The 17,134-nt window shown below is 40.5% G+C and carries 10 protein-coding genes; 8 read left to right on the forward strand and 2 right to left on the reverse strand.

Annotated features, from left to right (window positions below):
• Positions 1 to 41 precede the first annotated feature (41 nt).
• The 5 genes from IL355_RS08985 (at position 42) to IL355_RS09005 (ending at position 6,487) form a co-directional block, all read left to right on the forward strand.
• Positions 42 to 509: a MarR family winged helix-turn-helix transcriptional regulator gene (locus IL355_RS08985; RefSeq protein WP_192461826.1), complete on the forward strand. Its 468-nt coding sequence runs from the start codon at positions 42 to 44 to the stop codon at positions 507 to 509.
• A gap of 27 nt (positions 510 to 536) precedes the next feature.
• The gene (locus IL355_RS08990) at positions 537 to 2,942 is read left to right on the forward strand and encodes a 3-hydroxyacyl-CoA dehydrogenase/enoyl-CoA hydratase family protein (protein ID WP_192461827.1); all 2,406 of its coding nucleotides are present in this window, start codon (positions 537 to 539) and stop codon (positions 2,940 to 2,942) included.
• A 72-nt stretch (positions 2,943 to 3,014) separates the two neighbouring features.
• Positions 3,015 to 3,377: a four helix bundle protein gene (locus IL355_RS08995; protein ID WP_192461828.1), complete on the forward strand. Its 363-nt coding sequence runs from the start codon at positions 3,015 to 3,017 to the stop codon at positions 3,375 to 3,377.
• Positions 3,378 to 3,421: 44 nt separating this feature from the next.
• Positions 3,422 to 4,612 (forward strand): thiolase family protein, encoded by a 1,191-nt coding sequence (locus tag IL355_RS09000; protein ID WP_192461829.1) that lies wholly within the window; start codon positions 3,422 to 3,424, stop codon positions 4,610 to 4,612.
• Positions 4,613 to 4,672: 60 nt separating this feature from the next.
• Positions 4,673 to 6,487, forward strand: a complete 1,815-nt coding sequence (locus tag IL355_RS09005) for an acyl-CoA dehydrogenase family protein (protein ID WP_192461830.1) — start codon at positions 4,673 to 4,675, stop codon at positions 6,485 to 6,487.
• A gap of 81 nt (positions 6,488 to 6,568) precedes the next feature.
• On the opposite strand, the gene IL355_RS09010 is transcribed toward IL355_RS09005, so the two are convergent.
• The gene (locus IL355_RS09010) at positions 6,569 to 8,371 is read right to left on the reverse strand and encodes a glycoside hydrolase family 15 protein (protein WP_192461831.1); all 1,803 of its coding nucleotides are present in this window, start codon (positions 8,369 to 8,371) and stop codon (positions 6,569 to 6,571) included.
• A gap of 102 nt (positions 8,372 to 8,473) precedes the next feature.
• Between IL355_RS09010 and IL355_RS09015 the strand changes: the two genes are divergently transcribed.
• The 3 genes from IL355_RS09015 (at position 8,474) to IL355_RS09025 (ending at position 13,631) form a co-directional block, all read left to right on the forward strand.
• Positions 8,474 to 10,681, forward strand: a complete 2,208-nt coding sequence (locus IL355_RS09015) for a bifunctional alpha,alpha-trehalose-phosphate synthase (UDP-forming)/trehalose-phosphatase (protein WP_192461832.1) — start codon at positions 8,474 to 8,476, stop codon at positions 10,679 to 10,681.
• A 130-nt stretch (positions 10,682 to 10,811) separates the two neighbouring features.
• Positions 10,812 to 12,005 carry an MFS transporter gene (locus IL355_RS09020; RefSeq protein ID WP_192461833.1) on the forward strand — a complete coding sequence of 398 codons (1,194 nt, stop codon included), beginning with the start codon at positions 10,812 to 10,814 and terminating at the stop codon, positions 12,003 to 12,005.
• A 3-nt stretch (positions 12,006 to 12,008) separates the two neighbouring features.
• Positions 12,009 to 13,631 carry a M1 family metallopeptidase gene (locus IL355_RS09025; protein ID WP_192461834.1) on the forward strand — a complete coding sequence of 541 codons (1,623 nt, stop codon included), beginning with the start codon at positions 12,009 to 12,011 and terminating at the stop codon, positions 13,629 to 13,631.
• Between the two features lie 81 nt (positions 13,632 to 13,712).
• Here IL355_RS09025 and IL355_RS09030 read toward each other — a convergent pair whose 3' ends face one another.
• A complete protein-coding gene (locus IL355_RS09030; RefSeq protein ID WP_192461835.1) occupies positions 13,713 to 17,117 on the reverse strand; it encodes a ThuA domain-containing protein in 3,405 nt (1,134 codons plus the stop codon).
• Positions 17,118 to 17,134 lie beyond the last annotated feature (17 nt).

A 17,134-nucleotide genomic window follows, 5' to 3' on the forward strand; every position in this document is an offset into this window, starting at 1 on the left:
ATAATAAATTTTTCTATATTTGAACAACCTAAGTCCAACCAATGAAAGAAATTACAATTGATTATGCACTTCGTGCAACCTGGCAAGCAGTGGCCAGAATGTACAATGAGGAGGCAAAGAAATTTGGTTCTACCATGGCAGTTGGTTTTACGCTTTTGAGTATTGACCCAAAAACTGGAACTCCCTCCACCTCCTTAGGACCTAAAATGGGAATGGAAGCCACCAGTCTGTCACGCATACTCAAGAGAATGGAAGAACAGGGCTTAATAGAACGCAAACCCAACCCTAAAGACGGTCGTGGTGTGTTAATTCATCTTACGGATTTTGGGTTGGAGAAAAGAAACGACTCAAAAAATGTTGTGCTTCGATTTAATGAATCCGTACGCTCAAAAGTTTCCCAAGAAAAGCTGAACGGTTTTTTTGAAGTGATGAATTCCATCAATGAAATGATTGTGGAAAAAAATATGCAGGACAACGACAAAACTATTAATGGTCATCAACCTAAATGACCTCTTAACCTATAAACATTTTTAAAAGTGAACAAACACATTAATAAAGTAGCGGTTATCGGATCCGGTATTATGGGAAGCGGAATTGCTTGTCATTTTGCCAATATTGGGGTTGAAGTCTTACTTCTCGATATCGTACCTCGCGAACTTACCGAGGCCGAAAAGGCTAAAGGACTCACTTTAGACGATAAGGTAGTCCGTAACAGATTGGTCAATGATTCACTAAATGCGGCTTTAAAATCTAAGCCCTCCCCTATCTACCATCAGAAATTTGCCTCTAGGATTACTACAGGAAATTTGGAAGATGACATTGCTAAAGTCTCCAAAGTAGATTGGATCATTGAAGTGGTAGTAGAAAGGTTGGACATAAAAAAACAGGTTTTTGAAAACCTGGAAAAGCACAGAACTCCGGGAACATTGATTACTTCAAATACTTCCGGAATTCCCATTAAATTTATGTCCGAAGGACGAAGTGAAGATTTTCAAAAACACTTCTGTGGTACGCACTTTTTCAATCCTGCCCGGTATCTCAAGCTTTTTGAAATAATTCCGGGACCAAATACTTCACCCGAAGTGCTCGATTTTCTGAACGGTTACGGGGAAAAATTTCTTGGAAAGACTTCAGTGGTCGCCAAAGATACCCCAGCATTTATAGGGAACCGAATAGGTATTTTCAGCATCCAAAGTCTTTTCCACATGGTGAAGGAAATGGGAATGACCGTAGAGGAGGTAGATAAGCTTACAGGTCCCGTCATTGGCAGACCTAAATCGGCTACCTTCAGAACGGTTGATGTCGTAGGTTTGGATACCTTGGTTCACGTAGCCAATGGCATCTATGATAACTGCCCGAACGACGAACGTCATGATTTGTTCAAACTTCCAGATTTCATCAAAACAATGATGGAAAACAAATGGTTGGGAAGTAAAACCGGGCAAGGTTTCTATAAAAAAGTGAAAGACGATAAAGGTAAAAGTGAAATCTTGACCTTGGATTTAGATACTATGGACTATAGGTCTAAAAAAAGTGCCAAGTTTGCAACCTTAGAACTGACCAAAACGGTAGATAAGGTAATTGATCGTTTTGCCATTTTAACCGGCGGAAAAGACAAAGCGGGTGAGTTTTATCGTAAGAGCTTTGGTCAATTGTTCGCCTACGTATCTCACCGTATTCCTGAAATCTCGGATGACCTATACAAAATTGACGATGCGATGAAAGCCGGCTTTGGCTGGGAACACGGTCCCTTTCAAATTTGGGATGCCGTTGGACTCGAAAAAGGGCTCGAATTTATAAAAGCAGAGAATTTAGACGCCGCCAACTGGGTTTCAGAAATGCAATCGGCAGGAATTACCTCGTTTTACTCCGTGAAAGATGGAGCCACTTATTTCTATGATATTTCCAAAAAGTCCATGGAAAAGGTGCCAGGTCAAGACGCTTTCATTATTCTTGATAACATTCGTAAAAGCAAGGAAGTTTTTAAAAATAGTGGTGTAGTTGTAGAGGATTTGGGAGACGGCATTTTGAATGTGGAATTTCAGTCCAAGATGAATACCATTGGTGGGGATGTCCTTAGCGGACTGAACAAGGCAATCGACCTTGCCGAAAAAGACTATCAGGGTCTTGTAGTGGGTAACCAAGCAGCCAATTTTTCTGTAGGAGCCAATATCGGAATGATATTTATGATGGCCGTTGAACAGGAGTACGATGAATTGAACATGGCCATTAAGATGTTTCAGGACACGATGATGCGCATGAGATATTCATCCATACCAACGGTATCGGCACCCCACGGAATGACTTTAGGGGGCGGATGCGAACTTTCGCTACACGCCGATAAAGTGGTTGCTGCCGCCGAAACTTATATTGGTTTGGTTGAATTTGGCGTAGGGGTAATTCCTGGTGGTGGAGGCTCCAAAGAGTTTGCATTACGAGCTCAAGATACTTTCAAGAAAAATGATGTGGAGTTGAATGTGCTACAAGAGTACTTTTTGACCATTGGTATGGCCAAAGTTTCTACCTCTGCCTATGAAGCCTATGATTTAGGTATTCTTCAACATGGAAAGGATATTGTAGTCGTAAACAAAGACAGGCAAATTGCTACTGCCAAAGCGCACGCAAAGCTTATGGCGGAGTCAGGATATACCAAACCTGTTAAACGAAAGGATATTAAGGTTTTAGGAAAGCAGGCCTTGGGTATGTTCTTGGTAGGAACAGATTCTATGGAAGCCAGCAGATATATTAGTGAGCACGATAAGAAAATTGCCAACAAATTGGCCTATGTAATGGCTGGTGGGGACTTGTCAGAGCCTAGTTATGTTAGCGAGCAATACCTTCTTGATTTGGAAAGGGAGGCCTTTTTGTCACTTTGCACTGAAAGAAAGACCTTGGAGCGTATACAGCACATGCTAAAAACCGGTAAACCTTTGAGGAATTGATAACAACAGTAGTGAGTTGTTAGATGTGAATAATTTAGTTTAAAAAGGACTTAAGACGTAGGACGTAAGACTATGGCAGCTAATCATAATTTTAGAAAACTTAAAATCTGGAGCGAAGGAATGGATGTTGTCAAGGAAACATACAAATTGACAAATCAATTTCCTAAATCAGAAATGTTTGCATTAGCCAGTCAAATACAGAGATGTTCCGTTTCAATTCCTTCTAACATCGCTGAGGGGACAAGTAGAAAATCTACAAAACACTTTTTACAATATTTGGAAACAGCTTTGGGCTCAGCATTTGAATGGAAAACTCAATTGATAATTGCAAATGAGGTTAATTACGTACCCGATGATAACTTTATAATTCTTGAACAAAAAATTCAATCATTACAAGGAATGATTTCACGTTTTATGGAAAGCTTGAATAACTAGTCATAAGTCTTACGTCAAATCGTCCTAAGTCAAAATAAAAGATAATGAAAACAGCATATATAGTTAAAGGATATAGAACAGCGGTCGGTAAATCTGGAAGAGGCGGATTCCGTTTTAAAAGAGCCGATGAACTAGCGGCAGAGACAATTGAATATCTTATGGGCAAATTGCCCGATTTCGATAAAAAGAGAATCGATGATGTCATCGTAGGTAACGCCATGCCAGAAGGTTCTCAAGGGCTCAATATGGGTCGGTTAATTTCCCTAATGGGATTGGATATTGTGGATGTCCCAGGAGTGACGGTTAACCGTTTTTGTTCCTCGGGACTGGAAACCATCGGTATCGCTACCGCTAAAATTCAATCTGGAATGGCCGATTGTATCATTGCCGGAGGGGTGGAAAGTATGAGCTCGGTTCCTATGACCGGCTTTAAAACAGAACTGAATTATGATTTGGTGAAATCTGGGCATGAAGATTATTATTGGGGAATGGGAAATACCGCTGAAGCGGTAGCACAGGAGTTTAAAGTTTCTCGGGAAGACCAAGATAAATTTGCTTTTAATTCCCATATGAAAGCCTTAAAAGCTCAGGCCGAAGACCGTTTTCAGGATCAAATTGTTCCTATAGAAGTGGAACAGACATATATTGACAACAACGGTAAAAAAGCCACTAAAAAATATACGGTTACTAAGGATGAGGGGCCTAGAAAAGGAACTTCTCTAGAAGCTTTGGCCAAACTAAGACCGGTATTCGCAGCCAATGGTAGTGTTACGGCCGGAAACTCTTCCCAAACCAGTGACGGTGCCGCCTTTGTGATGGTGATGAGTGAGGAAATGGTAAAAGAATTGAACCTAGAGCCTGAAGCCCGTTTGGTAAGTTACGCCGCTGCCGGTGTGGAACCCAGAATTATGGGAATTGGTCCTGTAAAGGCAGTTCCAAAGGCATTAAAACAAGCAGGCCTTAAGCAGGAAGATATCGAATTGATAGAACTAAACGAAGCATTTGCTTCTCAGTCCATTGCCGTTATTAGGGAATTAGGCCTTAATAATGACATCGTTAATGTAAATGGTGGTGCGATTGCATTGGGTCACCCTTTAGGGTGCACCGGAGGAAAGCTTTCCGTTCAATTATTCGATGAAATGCGAAAAAGGAACATGCAAGGCAAACACGGTTTGGTTACCATGTGCGTTGGAACTGGACAAGGAGCCGCTGGTATTTTTGAGTTTCTTTCTTAAGGATTTAGGAGAGATATTACAATTAATCTTAAGATTTAAAGAACTACTAAAACTAATAAGATGAGTACGGAAACAATACAACAAGACAATTTATTACGAGGTGGACAATTCTTGGTCAAGGAAACCAAGTGTGAGGATATTTTTACTTTGGAAGACCTCAACGAAGAGCAACGCATGATGCGCGATAGTACCAAAGAGTTTGTAGACCGAAAACTTTGGGCGCATTGGGAACGCTTTGAGAAGAAAGACTACGCTTATACCGAAGAGTGTATGCGGGAAGCCGGAGAATTGGGGCTTCTAAGTGTGGCCGTTCCTGAAAAATATGAGGGAATGGGCATGGGATTTGTTTCCACCATGTTGGTTTGTGATTATATCTCTGGAGCTACGGGTTCCTTCAGTACCGCATTTGGCGCACACACAGGAATTGGAACCATGCCAATTACCCTTTATGGTTCTGAAGAACAAAAAATGAAGTACGTGCCTAAATTGGCTTCTGGAGAGTGGTTCGGGGCTTATTGCTTAACGGAGCCGGGAGCGGGATCGGATGCCAATTCTGGTAAAACCAAAGCCGTGTTGTCTGAAGATGGCAAGCATTACTCCATCACCGGACAAAAGATGTGGATTTCCAATGCGGGATTCTGTAACCTATTTATTGTTTTTGCTAGAATTGAAGACGATAAAAATATCACCGGTTTCATTGTTGAAAATGACCCTAGTAACGGCATTAGCCTTGGCGACGAGGAAAAAAAATTAGGTATTCACTCCTCTTCTACCCGACAGGTATTTTTCAACGAAACCAAGGTACCTGTAGAAAACATGCTTTCGGAGCGTGGCAATGGTTTTAAAATAGCCATGAACGCATTGAATGTAGGTAGAATTAAACTAGCTGCCGCTTGTTTGGAAGCCCAAAGACGGGTTGTAACCGAGGGTGTGAAATATGCGAACGAAAGAGTTCAGTTTAAAACTCCGATTATCAACTTTGGCGCCATTAAGGCAAAAATTGCCGATATGGCCGTTAATACCTACGCAGGTGAATCTGCTTGTTACAGGGCCGCTAAAAATATTGAAGACCGTATTGCCATTCGCCAAGCGGATGGAAACAGTCACCAAGAGGCGGAGTTAAAAGGTGTTGAGGAATATGCCATTGAATGCTCTATCTTGAAAGTTGCCGTTTCTGAAGATGTACAACAGACTACTGATGAAGGGGTTCAAATCTTTGGAGGAATGGGCTTCAGTGCCGATGCGCCAATGGAAAAGGCATGGAGAGATGCCCGAATTGCTAGAATTTACGAAGGAACCAATGAAATCAACAGAATGCTCTCCGTAGGCATGTTGGTTAAAAAAGCCATGAAAGGCCACGTTGACTTATTAGGGCCGGCTACCGCCGTTGCTGATGAGTTAATGGGAATTCCTTCATTTGACACGCCAGATTTTTCAGAATTGTTTTCCGAAGAAAAAGACCTTTTGGGCCGCCTAAAGAAAGTATTTTTAATGGTTGCCGGAAGTGCCGTTCAGAAATTTGGTCCAGAATTAGAGCAACACCAACAATTGATGTTATCAGCAGCTGACATTTTGATTGAAATTTATATGGCAGAAAGTACTTTGCTACGAACTGAAAAGAATGCGAAGCGCTTTGGTGAAGAAAATCAGGGGCCGCAAATTGCTATGGCACAGCTATACTTGTACAATGCCACCGAAACTATCATAAGAAAAGGAAAAGAAGCTATCATTTCGTTTGCGGAAGGAGATGAGCAACGCATGATGTTGATGGGTCTAAAGAGATTTACCAAGTACACCAACAATCCAAATGTAGTGGCACTGCGCAATCAAATTGCCGATAAAGTGGCAGCAGACAATGGATATACTTTTGACTAATTCAAATAAGTGTACATCACACAAAAAAGCGTCCTAATTAAGGACGCTTTTTTTATTTGTTCATTCATAATCGCTAGTTACTTACTCTCTCATAGATTCTAAAATCTTTTCGTCACTATGCTTATTCGAGAAATTAATGGCGCATTCAATAAGGGCCAAATGCGAATATGCCTGTGGGAAATTACCCAATAAACGCTTGGTCTTAAAATCAATGTCTTCACTGAAAAGACCAAGATGATTGCTGTAACTCAAAAGTCTATCAAAATACTCCATCGCCTTTTCTTCTTGACCTATCTTAAAAAGACTGTTCACAAACCAAAAAGTACAAACGGTGAATGATGAGGACGGAAGTCCAAAGTCATCTTCATTTTTATATCTGTATAACAATCCGTCGTTACTCAACTCCCGTTCAATAGCTTCTACCGTACTTACATATTTTTCGTGTTTGGCATCAATACAACCGTACGACTCCATCAATAACACCGATGCATCTAAGTGTTTGGACCCATAAGACTGCGTAAAGGCCTGTACTTCTTCATTCCAAGCATTTTCATAAATATCTGCCCAAATTTCATCCCTTAAAGGCTTCCATTTTTCAATTTTATGGTGTTTGTTGAAAATTTTGGCCACTTTTATTGCCCTATCAATGGCCGTCCAGCATAAAACCTTCGAAAAGGTGAAATGGCGATCTTCGGACCTAAATTCCCAAATACCTTTATCAGCTTCTTTCCAATGCTTATCAACAATCCAAACAATGCCTTTGGTAATACTCCAAATATCCTCTCCATTGGCAATATCTGTACTGAACTTATGTAGATTTTCATAAATGACATCCATAAGAATACCGTAAATATCATTTTGCCTTTGGATATAGGCTGCATTACCTACTCTTACGGGCTTTGAGCCTTCGTATCCACTTAAATGGTCAAGGGTTTCTTCGGTCAGTTTTTTCTCTTTATTGATTCCGTACATAATCTGTAGCTTTTCATCCTTATCCGGAATCAAATCAATAATAAACTGAAGGTATCTTTTGGCCACATTTTTATGTCCCAATTCGCTAACCACCTTTACGACCATAGAGGCATCCCTAATCCAACAAAAACGATAATCCCAATTACGTACCTCACCTATGGTTTCGGGTAATGAAGTAGTCGCTGCCGCAAGAACGGCCCCTGTTTTATCGTAACTGAGGAGTTTTAGGGTAATGGCACTCCTACTAATTTCAGCATTGTACTTCCTGTAATTTGGGGTGTTATTGCTCCAGTTCAACCAATACACCTTGGTTCTTTCCAAGTCTAGATATACCTTTTCGGTATTGGGAAGAAGTATTTTTTCATTGTAGCCCAATAAAAAATAGCCATCCTCGGTAATTTCAATTTCGCGACCTTCTACAACCGCATTTTTGTTGAAGGAAGTATATAAAAAAACTGTGTCGAATTTCTCCGCGTGGGTAAGGCTCGCAATAAAGTTATGTTTTACGTAAGTTTTGGTCTCCCCTATGGCATATTCCAATTTGGGGTCATATAGAACTTTAACCTTAGGCTTTCCGGAGATATATTTTATGAACCGTACGATTTCGGGAGGTGAATGATAACCTCCGGCGGTAAGATGGTAACGGGGCATAAAATCATACACTTCAAACACATCCTCCCCATTTTCATATTTGGTACATAAGATGGCCGTGTTTTCAACGTAGGTTTGGGTAATTTCGTAAGCTTCGTCTACTTCAAAACCGAAACTTCCACCTATTTTTTCGTCCAATAACTTGGCAAAAACAGATGAAGAATCAAATTCTGGCAAACAGCACCAATCAACACTTCCCATTTTTGAAATTACTGCTGCACTCCTACAATTCCCTATAATTCCATAGTCTAAATTATCCATTCAATAAAATTGTTGATTCATATGGGCATTGAATTGTTATTGCCCTTCTTTTTCACGAAATTTAGAGAAATAAACATCAAAACAAAGCAAAAAAACCAATTTATGGGCAAAACTATCATAATCTCAAATAGACTACCCGTTCAGTTACAAATTAGCAACGGAGATATAACCGCAATTCCAAGTGTAGGAGGTCTAGCTACCGGAATGAAATCTGTGCATTCTGGAGGCGATAGTTTATGGATAGGTTGGAGCGGACTTACCAATGAGGAAATACCCAAAGAATTATCGCCAAAAATAGATGCTGCCTTAAAAGAACACGGCTCTTCAAGGGTAAACCTAACAGAAAAAGAAGTAGATGGCTTTTACTATGGATTTAGCAATCGAACCATATGGCCCCTTTTTCATTATTTTTTAGAGTATTCCGAGTTTGAATTACAGAACTGGGAGATTTATAAAAGTGTAAACCAAAAATTTGCGGATGCCATTATTGAGGCTGCCGATGATGATGATACCATTTGGATCCATGACTACCAACTAATGTTGGTACCGCAGATGGTCCGGGAACAGAAACCTGATATTTCTATAGGATTCTTTTTACACATTCCATTCCCTTCCTTTGAGATTTTTAGGACGTTACCCTGGAGGGAAAAAATCCTGGAAGGTCTATTAGGATCAGATTTAATAGGTTTTCACACCTATGACTATGAGCGTCACTTTTTAAGTTCGGTACGCAGACTTTTGGGGCTCGATGTTAGTTTTAATGATATTTATTCTGATGAGCGGGTTATTAAGGTAGATTCGTTTCCTATGGGTATCGATTACAAAAAATTCAGTGAGGCGGCGAAAAAGAACGAAGATACCGCACCTGAAGACCTCTCAGAATTGCAACGCCGTTTGTATAATCATAAAGAATCAACGGCAGACGCCAAATTTTTCCTATCCATAGACCGTTTGGATTATACTAAGGGAATTGCAAAAAGGCTGAATGCTTTTGAATATTTCCTCAATAAATATCCGGAATACAAGGAGAAAGTAAGACTGATTATCTTGGCTGTACCTTCCCGTTCCAATGTACCTCAATATCAATTATTGAAAAGAGAAGTAGATGAATTGGTAGGCCGTATCAATGGAGAGTTTTCTACAGTGAGCTGGACGCCCATTTGGTACTTTTATCGTTCCATGCCGTTTGAAAATCTTATCGACCTCTATACCACTTGCGATATTGCGTGGTTAACGCCAATTCGCGATGGTATGAACCTAGTTGCCAAAGAATATATTGCTACAAGAACGGATAAAACGGGAGTGCTTATTCTTAGTGAGATGGCAGGTTCCGCCAATGAGATGAACGAAGCGATGCTCGTAAACCCAAACAATTTTGAGCAAACGGCAGATGCTCTAAAAGAGGCCATTAACATGCCGAAAGAAGAACAGATAGAGCGCAATTCCATTCTGCAAAAAAGGTTGGAGCGCTATAACGTTGAAAAATGGGCCAATGATTTTATGAGTTCACTGTTAGACCAGAAAAGCAAGGATCACAGCCACGTAGCCAGAAGACTTTCAGTAGATTTGATGGATACCATTATCGACTCCTATAAATCATCCAGTAAGAGGTTACTATTTATTGATTACGATGGTACCCTTGCCGGTTTTCACAAGGACCCACAAAAAGCAGCTCCCGACGAAGAACTCTACGAATTGTTGGATAACCTCAATAATCAAAAAGATACCGAAATGTTCTTAATCAGTGGTAGGGACAAGGAGACCTTTACCAAATGGTTCTTGCACAAGAAGTATAATATGATTGTGGAGCACGGAGTATGGATTTCAAGAGATGGGGAAGAGTTTAAGATGCTCGAAAACGTTAAAAAAGACTGGATGGAAAAAATTCTTCCAGTATTGGAATCTTTTGTGGATCGCACCCCAGGAAGTTTTATCGAAGAAAAAAATTACTCCTTGGCCTGGCATTACCGTAATACCGATCCTGATTTTGGCCAAAAAAGAGCTTCAGAACTCAATACGGTACTTACGAGTCTTATAGGAACGGATGACCTTAGTGTGCTTAACGGTAATAAGGTAATGGAAATCAAAAGCAGCAATGTGAACAAAGGTAGGGCTGCCATGAGAATGTATGCCGAAGAACAATACGAGTTTGTATTCGCCATTGGAGATGATTGGACCGATGAATTTATGTTTATGGAACTACCGGAAGATTCTATTACCGTGAAGGTAGGTAGACAAAAAACCAATGCGCGTTACTATGTAGATAGTATTAAAAACGTTCGGGCTTTATTAAGCCGATTTGTTTATTAGACACTAAAAACTTGATGCAAATAGCCTTCCGAAAAATGGAAGGCTATTTTTTTAAATTGAAAGGTTTCATATTGTAATATATTCAGCAGATTGCGACCAAATATCCATCAAAAGGGGACAAACCCCTTGTATGAAATCAGTACTGCTAAAAAATTACCACTTGAAACCCAAACCATACATTCTTCCCATCATAATTATTGCCCAATTTGCCTGCACCTCCGTCTGGTTTGCAGGTAATTCCATTGTGACGGAATTGGCACAGGCAACGGGTTTTGGGGAAGAACTTAAAGGTTATATACTTTCTTCGGTGCAATTCGGATTCATATTGGGAACACTCACTTTTGCCCTTCTAATGATTGCCGACCGATTTTCGCCTTCCAGGGTGTTCTTGTTTTCCGCCCTTCTAGCTGCTTTATGCAACGTATCGCTATTGCTTCCTGAACTTTCAAAAATGGTGTTGCTAAGCGCCCGATTTGGAACAGGTTTTTTCTTAGCAGGCATTTATCCCATAGGAATGAAAATTGCTACGGACTACTATGAGAGTGGGCTGGGCAAGGCTCTAGGATATTTGGTTGGTGCGCTAGTTTTTGGTAAATCCCTACCCTACTTTATAAAAAGTCTAGATTTAGCTAGCTATACTTCGGTAGTACAATATACCTCTGGGTTCACGGTAGCTGGAGGAATTCTCCTCTGGGCCTTGGTCCCTGACGGACCTTTTAGAAAACAGAGTAAAAAGTTGAATTTAAAGGCTGGACCTGATTTATTTAAAATTACATCCTACCGAAAGGCGGCCTTTGGTTATTTTGGGCACATGTGGGAACTGTATGCTTTCTGGGCTTTTATTCCGTTCGCCATGTATTCCTATCTCAAAATGAATCAAATTACATTGCCCGTATCCGTTTTATCTGCCGTTGCCATTGCTATTGGTGGCGTATCCTGCATTTTTGGAGGATATCTTTCCCAAAGTTATTCCAGCAAAAAAGTAGCCTATTTTTCTTTATGGATATCGGGATTATGTTGTTTGCTTTCGCCGTTTATTTTCTTTTTACCCACATGGATTTTTATGCTGTTCTTCGGTATTTGGGGCATGGCCGTTACGGCAGACTCTCCCCAGTTTTCAAGTATGGTAGCCTCTACGGTAACTTCAGAAATGAAGGGAACCGCCTTGGTATTGGTCAATTGTATCGGCTTTGCCATCAGCATCTTCAGTATTGAACTACTATCTTACCTTACCACGGTCATTCCCGCATACTTCGTATTTTTGGTCTTGGCCCTAGGTCCTATTTTCGGGCTGCTTCAATTTAGAAAAATGCAAACGAACTAATTTATGAAACTGAAACTAACCCTCTTTTCCGCCTTCGCCTTGATTTACTTTTCACATCAAGCACAGGAATTTACAGAGCAAGATACCCTAAGGGGCAGCATCACCCCTGAACGCGCTTGGTGGGACCTTACTTTTTACGATTTATACGTAGATGTAGATGCGGATGAAAAATTTATTTCAGGAAGCAACATTATTCGGTATAAAGTACTTGAACCACACCAAAAACTTCAGGTTGATTTACAACCTCCCATGAAAATTGAAAAAGTAACTCAGAACGGGAAGTCCTTAAATGTGGTTTCCAACGGAAATGCGCATTTCGTGGAATTAATCGAAAAACATAACAAAGGGGACGAAAATGAAATAAAAGTCCATTTTTCCGGAAAGCCTAAAGAAGCGGTAAGAGCACCTTGGGACGGTGGTTTTTCTTGGAAAAAAGATAAGAATGGGAAGCATTTTATAGCCACCTCCAATCAAGGTTTAGGCGCTAGCGTTTGGTGGCCTAATAAAGACCATATGTACGATGAAGTGGACAGTATGAACATTCGCATCAAAGCTCCTAAAGGGCTTATGGATGTGTCCAATGGCCAATTAATCAAAGTAGATGAAAATTCAAATACCTACCATTGGTCAGTTGTCAACCCTATCAACAATTACGGAGTAAATATTAATATTGGCGACTATGTTCATTTTGAGGAAACTTTTGAAGGCGAAAAAGGAGATTTACAAATGGACTATTACGTGTTCTCCTATAATTTGGAAAAGGCGAAAGAACATTTTAAGGATGCTCCTAAAATGATGAAAGCTTTTGAACATTGGTTTGGCCCCTACCCTTTTTATGAAGATGGTTTTAAATTAGTGGAGGTGCCTTATTTAGGAATGGAACACCAAAGTTCTGTCACTTACGGAAATCAATATAAAAAAGGGTATTTGGGCAGAGACCTCTCTGGGACGGGTTGGGGACTTAAGTTTGATTTTATCATCATTCATGAAGCCGGTCATGAGTGGTTTGCGAATAATATTACCTACAAAGACATTGCGGACATGTGGGTACATGAGGGATTTACGGCCTACTCCGAAAATATTTTTATCGATTACTACCATGGTAAAGAAGCCGCTGCGGATTACGTGATAGGCACCCGAGCCAATATTCAGAACGACAAACCTATAATTGGTCCCTACGGAGTCAACCAAAGAGGCAGTGGCGATATGTACTATAAAGGAGCCAATATGCTTCATACCATTAGATATTTAATAGGTGACGATGAAAAATGGAGGCAAATTTTACGCGGGCTCAACAAAGAGTTTTATCATAAAACTGTAACTACCGAAGAGATTGAAAACTACCTTACCGAGCATTCAGGATTGGATTTATCTAAGGTTTTCGACCAGTATTTAAGAACCACCAAAATTCCTGTTTTAGAATATCAAATCACCCATAACGGCTTTAGATATAGATATAACAATGTGGTGGATGGCTTTGAAATGCCTCTAAAAATAAAAGTTGGAAATAAAGAGTTAGAATTAAAACCTACTGCCCAATGGGCGGAAATGAAAGTTAACAATGAAAAAATATCCAATCTTGAGGTGGATCGAAATTACTATGTGGAATCCAAAAAGTGGAATTAATCAGATATTATAAAAATCTATTAAAAAAGGGCCGATTTAAAATAAATCGGCCCTTTTTTATTCTCTGCGATTGTATTGAATTTACTTTCCCGTAAATTTTACGCCTGTAATGGCCATTTGAGGGGTAGCAACACCTTCTCGTGGTTTATACACAAAATATAGTTGTTCCGTTTTGGCATCTACGGGCTTGTTCAAGGGAATGGCTACTGCGCCACCCGGTTGTCCTGCCGCAGGGGCATCCATACTTCCTTGCCCCAATAATTCACCATCTGGGGCATTGAGTCTTACCTCCATATCTATACCATCTTTGGGCGCCTCTTGCCAACCCGCTGTCACCATTGCCATTGAAACCCCATTTAAATCAATATTTTCCAGAGCAAACCATCCTTCTCCATCCGGTAATAACAGCATGTCCATTCCGTTAAAGGAAACAGGAGAAAAGCCTTGTGCTTTTGTTGATTCTTTAAAAGGAACAGTGCTTCCTTGCAAAGCAATAGATTGTACTCCCGTTAAAGGTTTTACGCCATTTTTACCTTTATCCGTATAACTGGCCGTAATAATCATAGCATTGTCGCTTGGTGATGGATTTGGAACAATAGTCCCCTCTAGAGGTAATGACTTCTCTTTTTTATCCGTATCTGCCAAGGACAGGATGTAGGCAGCAATCTGCCTTGTTTCATCATCGGTAATATTAGGGTGAGCCGCCATGGCCGCTTCTCCCCAGACCCCGGAACCTCCTGAAACGATTTTCTTCTGTATGTACTTTGCCGCTCCACGGTCCTTTATATACTTAGCTGCGATTTCGCTGTAACTAGGTCCAATGGACTTTTCCGCTTCTTTATGGCAGGCTTTACAGTCCATACCCTGCGTTAACGCCTTACCTGTTACCGCAGCAGATACTTCTTGGTGTCCCAATGATTGATTCACTTGGTCTAGACCTTCCATATAGTCTACGGAAACAAAAACATTATCTAGATCAATATCTTCATCTCCATCAGGGTCGGAAACCATAACCTTATAATTTACAGGTGTTCCAGCTATAAAGAAGGTCGAATTACCTCCCTGCAAGTCGATGGTAATTTCAGGTCTTGAATTACCGGCCACTATGGTTTCTGCATTACTTTTGGAACTGGCTCCTTTATCGTCTTTCACTTCTACCGAAAGCTTAAATTCACCGTTTTTCTCATAGGTATAACTCAATTTAGGTTCGGAAGTTTCCTTAGTTTCTCCATTCCCTAAATCCCAAATATAACTGACGGCATCACCTTCTAAATCTTCCGCTTTAACCTCGGCGGTTACCTCGAACGGTAATTTCCCTGTGTGTTTTTCAACAATCAATTGATCGATCATTGGTGGACGGTTGCCTCCATTATATTCAATATAACTTAAGCCTGAATCATCATTTGCGGAGAACCAACCGCTACCATATTCCAAAAGGTAAATCTTACCGTCAGGCCCTAATTCCATATCAATCAGGTTTCTTAACTGAATATCGGAGGCAAAAGGTTCCATTTTATTGAAAGTACCATCTTCAAAAAGACTTACAGCCATCATCCAACCTCGCATCCATTCATAAATAATGGTCTTTCCATCATAATATGATGGCAATCCGCCGCCATCGGTATACATATCTGAATAGTACGTTGGTCCGGCCATGGCATTTCTTCCGCCACTACCTACTTGCGGAAATAAGGAAGTTTCAGCATACGGATAATAAATATAGGCAGGTTTGGTTGGTGGCAATTCTCTCAGACCAGTATTGAATTTAGAATCGTTGATTGGTTTTTCGGGATTGAACGCCTCTCCACTCTTACCGGTAGCATAATCATAATCGCGATAGGCGTAATTATTTCCAATAAACAAAGGCCATCCAAAATTACCGGCCTCCGTGGCCATATTCATTTCATCATAACCTCTAGGGCCACGGGTTTCCAAACTATCATTAGCAGCATCCGGCCCAACTTCACCCCAAAAAAGGTTTCCATTTTTAGGATCTACAGAAATACGATAGGGGTTTCTATGGCCCATTGTATAAATTTCCGGTCTTGTTTTTTCGGTTCCCTCTGGAAATAGGTTCCCTTCCGGTATCTCATATGTACCGTCTTCTTTTACCTTAATTCTTAAAATCTTACCGCGTAAATCATTGGTATTACCAGAAGATCGTCGCGCATCATATTGTTCATGGTCTGGTAAATCGTTCAAGGGAGCAAAGCCACTGTTAATATATTTTACTCCTTTTTCATTGAAGGGTGTAGAATTATCCCCGGTAGAAAGATATAGTAACCCATCTCCCCCAAAGGCGATGGAACCACCCGTATGGCAGCAAATTTCACGTTGGGAATCCACATCTATAATAACTTGTTCGGACTCCATATCAAAAACGCCATCTTGAAATTTGAAGCGAGAAAGTCTGTTGACCCACTTATCTCCTGTTGGGGCGTAATATGCGTATACCCAATGGTTATTAACATAATCTGGGTCTTTTTGTAGTCCCATCAAACCTTCTTCTGCGTTAACACCAGGTGTATTAAGCGTCTTGAAATAGACATCCAATTTCGCCACCTCTTTCATTTCTTCGGTTTCCGCATTAAAATGCAAGACTTCTCCCCTTCTTTGGGCAATTAATACATCGTGATTAGGCAGAATTGTCATTTCAGTGGGCTCAAAAAACTCACCTCCAACCAATTGTACTTTACTAAACCTATTGGAATCAGGCGGAAGTTGGGTGGTGGCCTTCGTATAATCCAAATTGTTATTTTCGCCAATAGCGTATTTGATACCTCCCAAGACGTGCTTTAAAAATGCATCCTCCTGATAACTTTCCGATGTGTGGCCGGCACCAGTGTAAAAGGCCCTTCCCCCATCATATTCGTGGTACCATGCAAAAGGATGGTTATCGCCATTTTTACCACCTTCGTAGGTAGATTCATCAACGGTCATGATTACATTCACATCTGGATTGATGTTCTTATAATTGTAAATTTCATCGTTACGGTGCCAAACCGAATCCTTAAAATGTTGGTTGGCAATGAAATTTTTGTCCTTGATAATAAAATCGGCTTCTGGAGTGCCTGCCGGATGCGAAAGAAACTGGGCCCCAACCAATTTAGTATACCAACCCCAATCGTATTCCGTATCGGTTGCGGCATGAATTCCAACAAAACCACCGCCCGCTTGAATATATCTTTCAAAGGCAGCTTCTTGCTTATGGTCAAGCACGTTCATGGTGGTACTCAAGAAAATAATGGCCGAATACTGCTTTAAATTTTCTTCATTAAAAAGTTCGGCATTTTTGGTGGTATCCACTTCAAATCCGTTTTCGGAGCCAAGCTTTTGAAGTGCTGCAATTCCATCAGGTATGGAAGCATGTTTAAAACCCATGGTCTTGGAGAAGACCAATACTTTTGGTTGTCCTTCCCTTTTGTTGTCACAATTGGTAAGCACCAAACCTAAGATGACCATTAGGGCCAACGTAAATTTTTTCATGTTGATGTTGAGTTTGA

Origin of the sequence: Euzebyella saccharophila (genome assembly GCF_014855495.1) — a bacterium.
Classification (GTDB): domain Bacteria; phylum Bacteroidota; class Bacteroidia; order Flavobacteriales; family Flavobacteriaceae; genus Euzebyella; species Euzebyella saccharophila.

Bases quoted from the DNA above. Each gene is read 5' to 3' on its own strand.
- IL355_RS08985 (WP_192461826.1), top strand. From the start codon at position 42: ATGAAAGAAATTACAATTGATTATGCACTTCGTGCAACCTGGCAAGCA.
- IL355_RS08995 (WP_192461828.1), top strand. From the start codon at position 3,015: ATGGCAGCTAATCATAATTTTAGAAAACTTAAAATCTGGAGCGAAGGA.
- IL355_RS09000 (WP_192461829.1), top strand. From the start codon at position 3,422: ATGAAAACAGCATATATAGTTAAAGGATATAGAACAGCGGTCGGTAAA.
- IL355_RS09005 (WP_192461830.1), top strand. From the start codon at position 4,673: ATGAGTACGGAAACAATACAACAAGACAATTTATTACGAGGTGGACAA.
- IL355_RS09010 (WP_192461831.1), bottom strand. From the start codon at position 8,371: ATGGATAATTTAGACTATGGAATTATAGGGAATTGTAGGAGTGCAGCA.
- IL355_RS09015 (WP_192461832.1), top strand. From the start codon at position 8,474: ATGGGCAAAACTATCATAATCTCAAATAGACTACCCGTTCAGTTACAA.
- IL355_RS09020 (WP_192461833.1), top strand. From the start codon at position 10,812: ATGAAATCAGTACTGCTAAAAAATTACCACTTGAAACCCAAACCATAC.
- IL355_RS09025 (WP_192461834.1), top strand. From the start codon at position 12,009: ATGAAACTGAAACTAACCCTCTTTTCCGCCTTCGCCTTGATTTACTTT.
- IL355_RS09030 (WP_192461835.1), bottom strand. From the start codon at position 17,117: ATGAAAAAATTTACGTTGGCCCTAATGGTCATCTTAGGTTTGGTGCTT.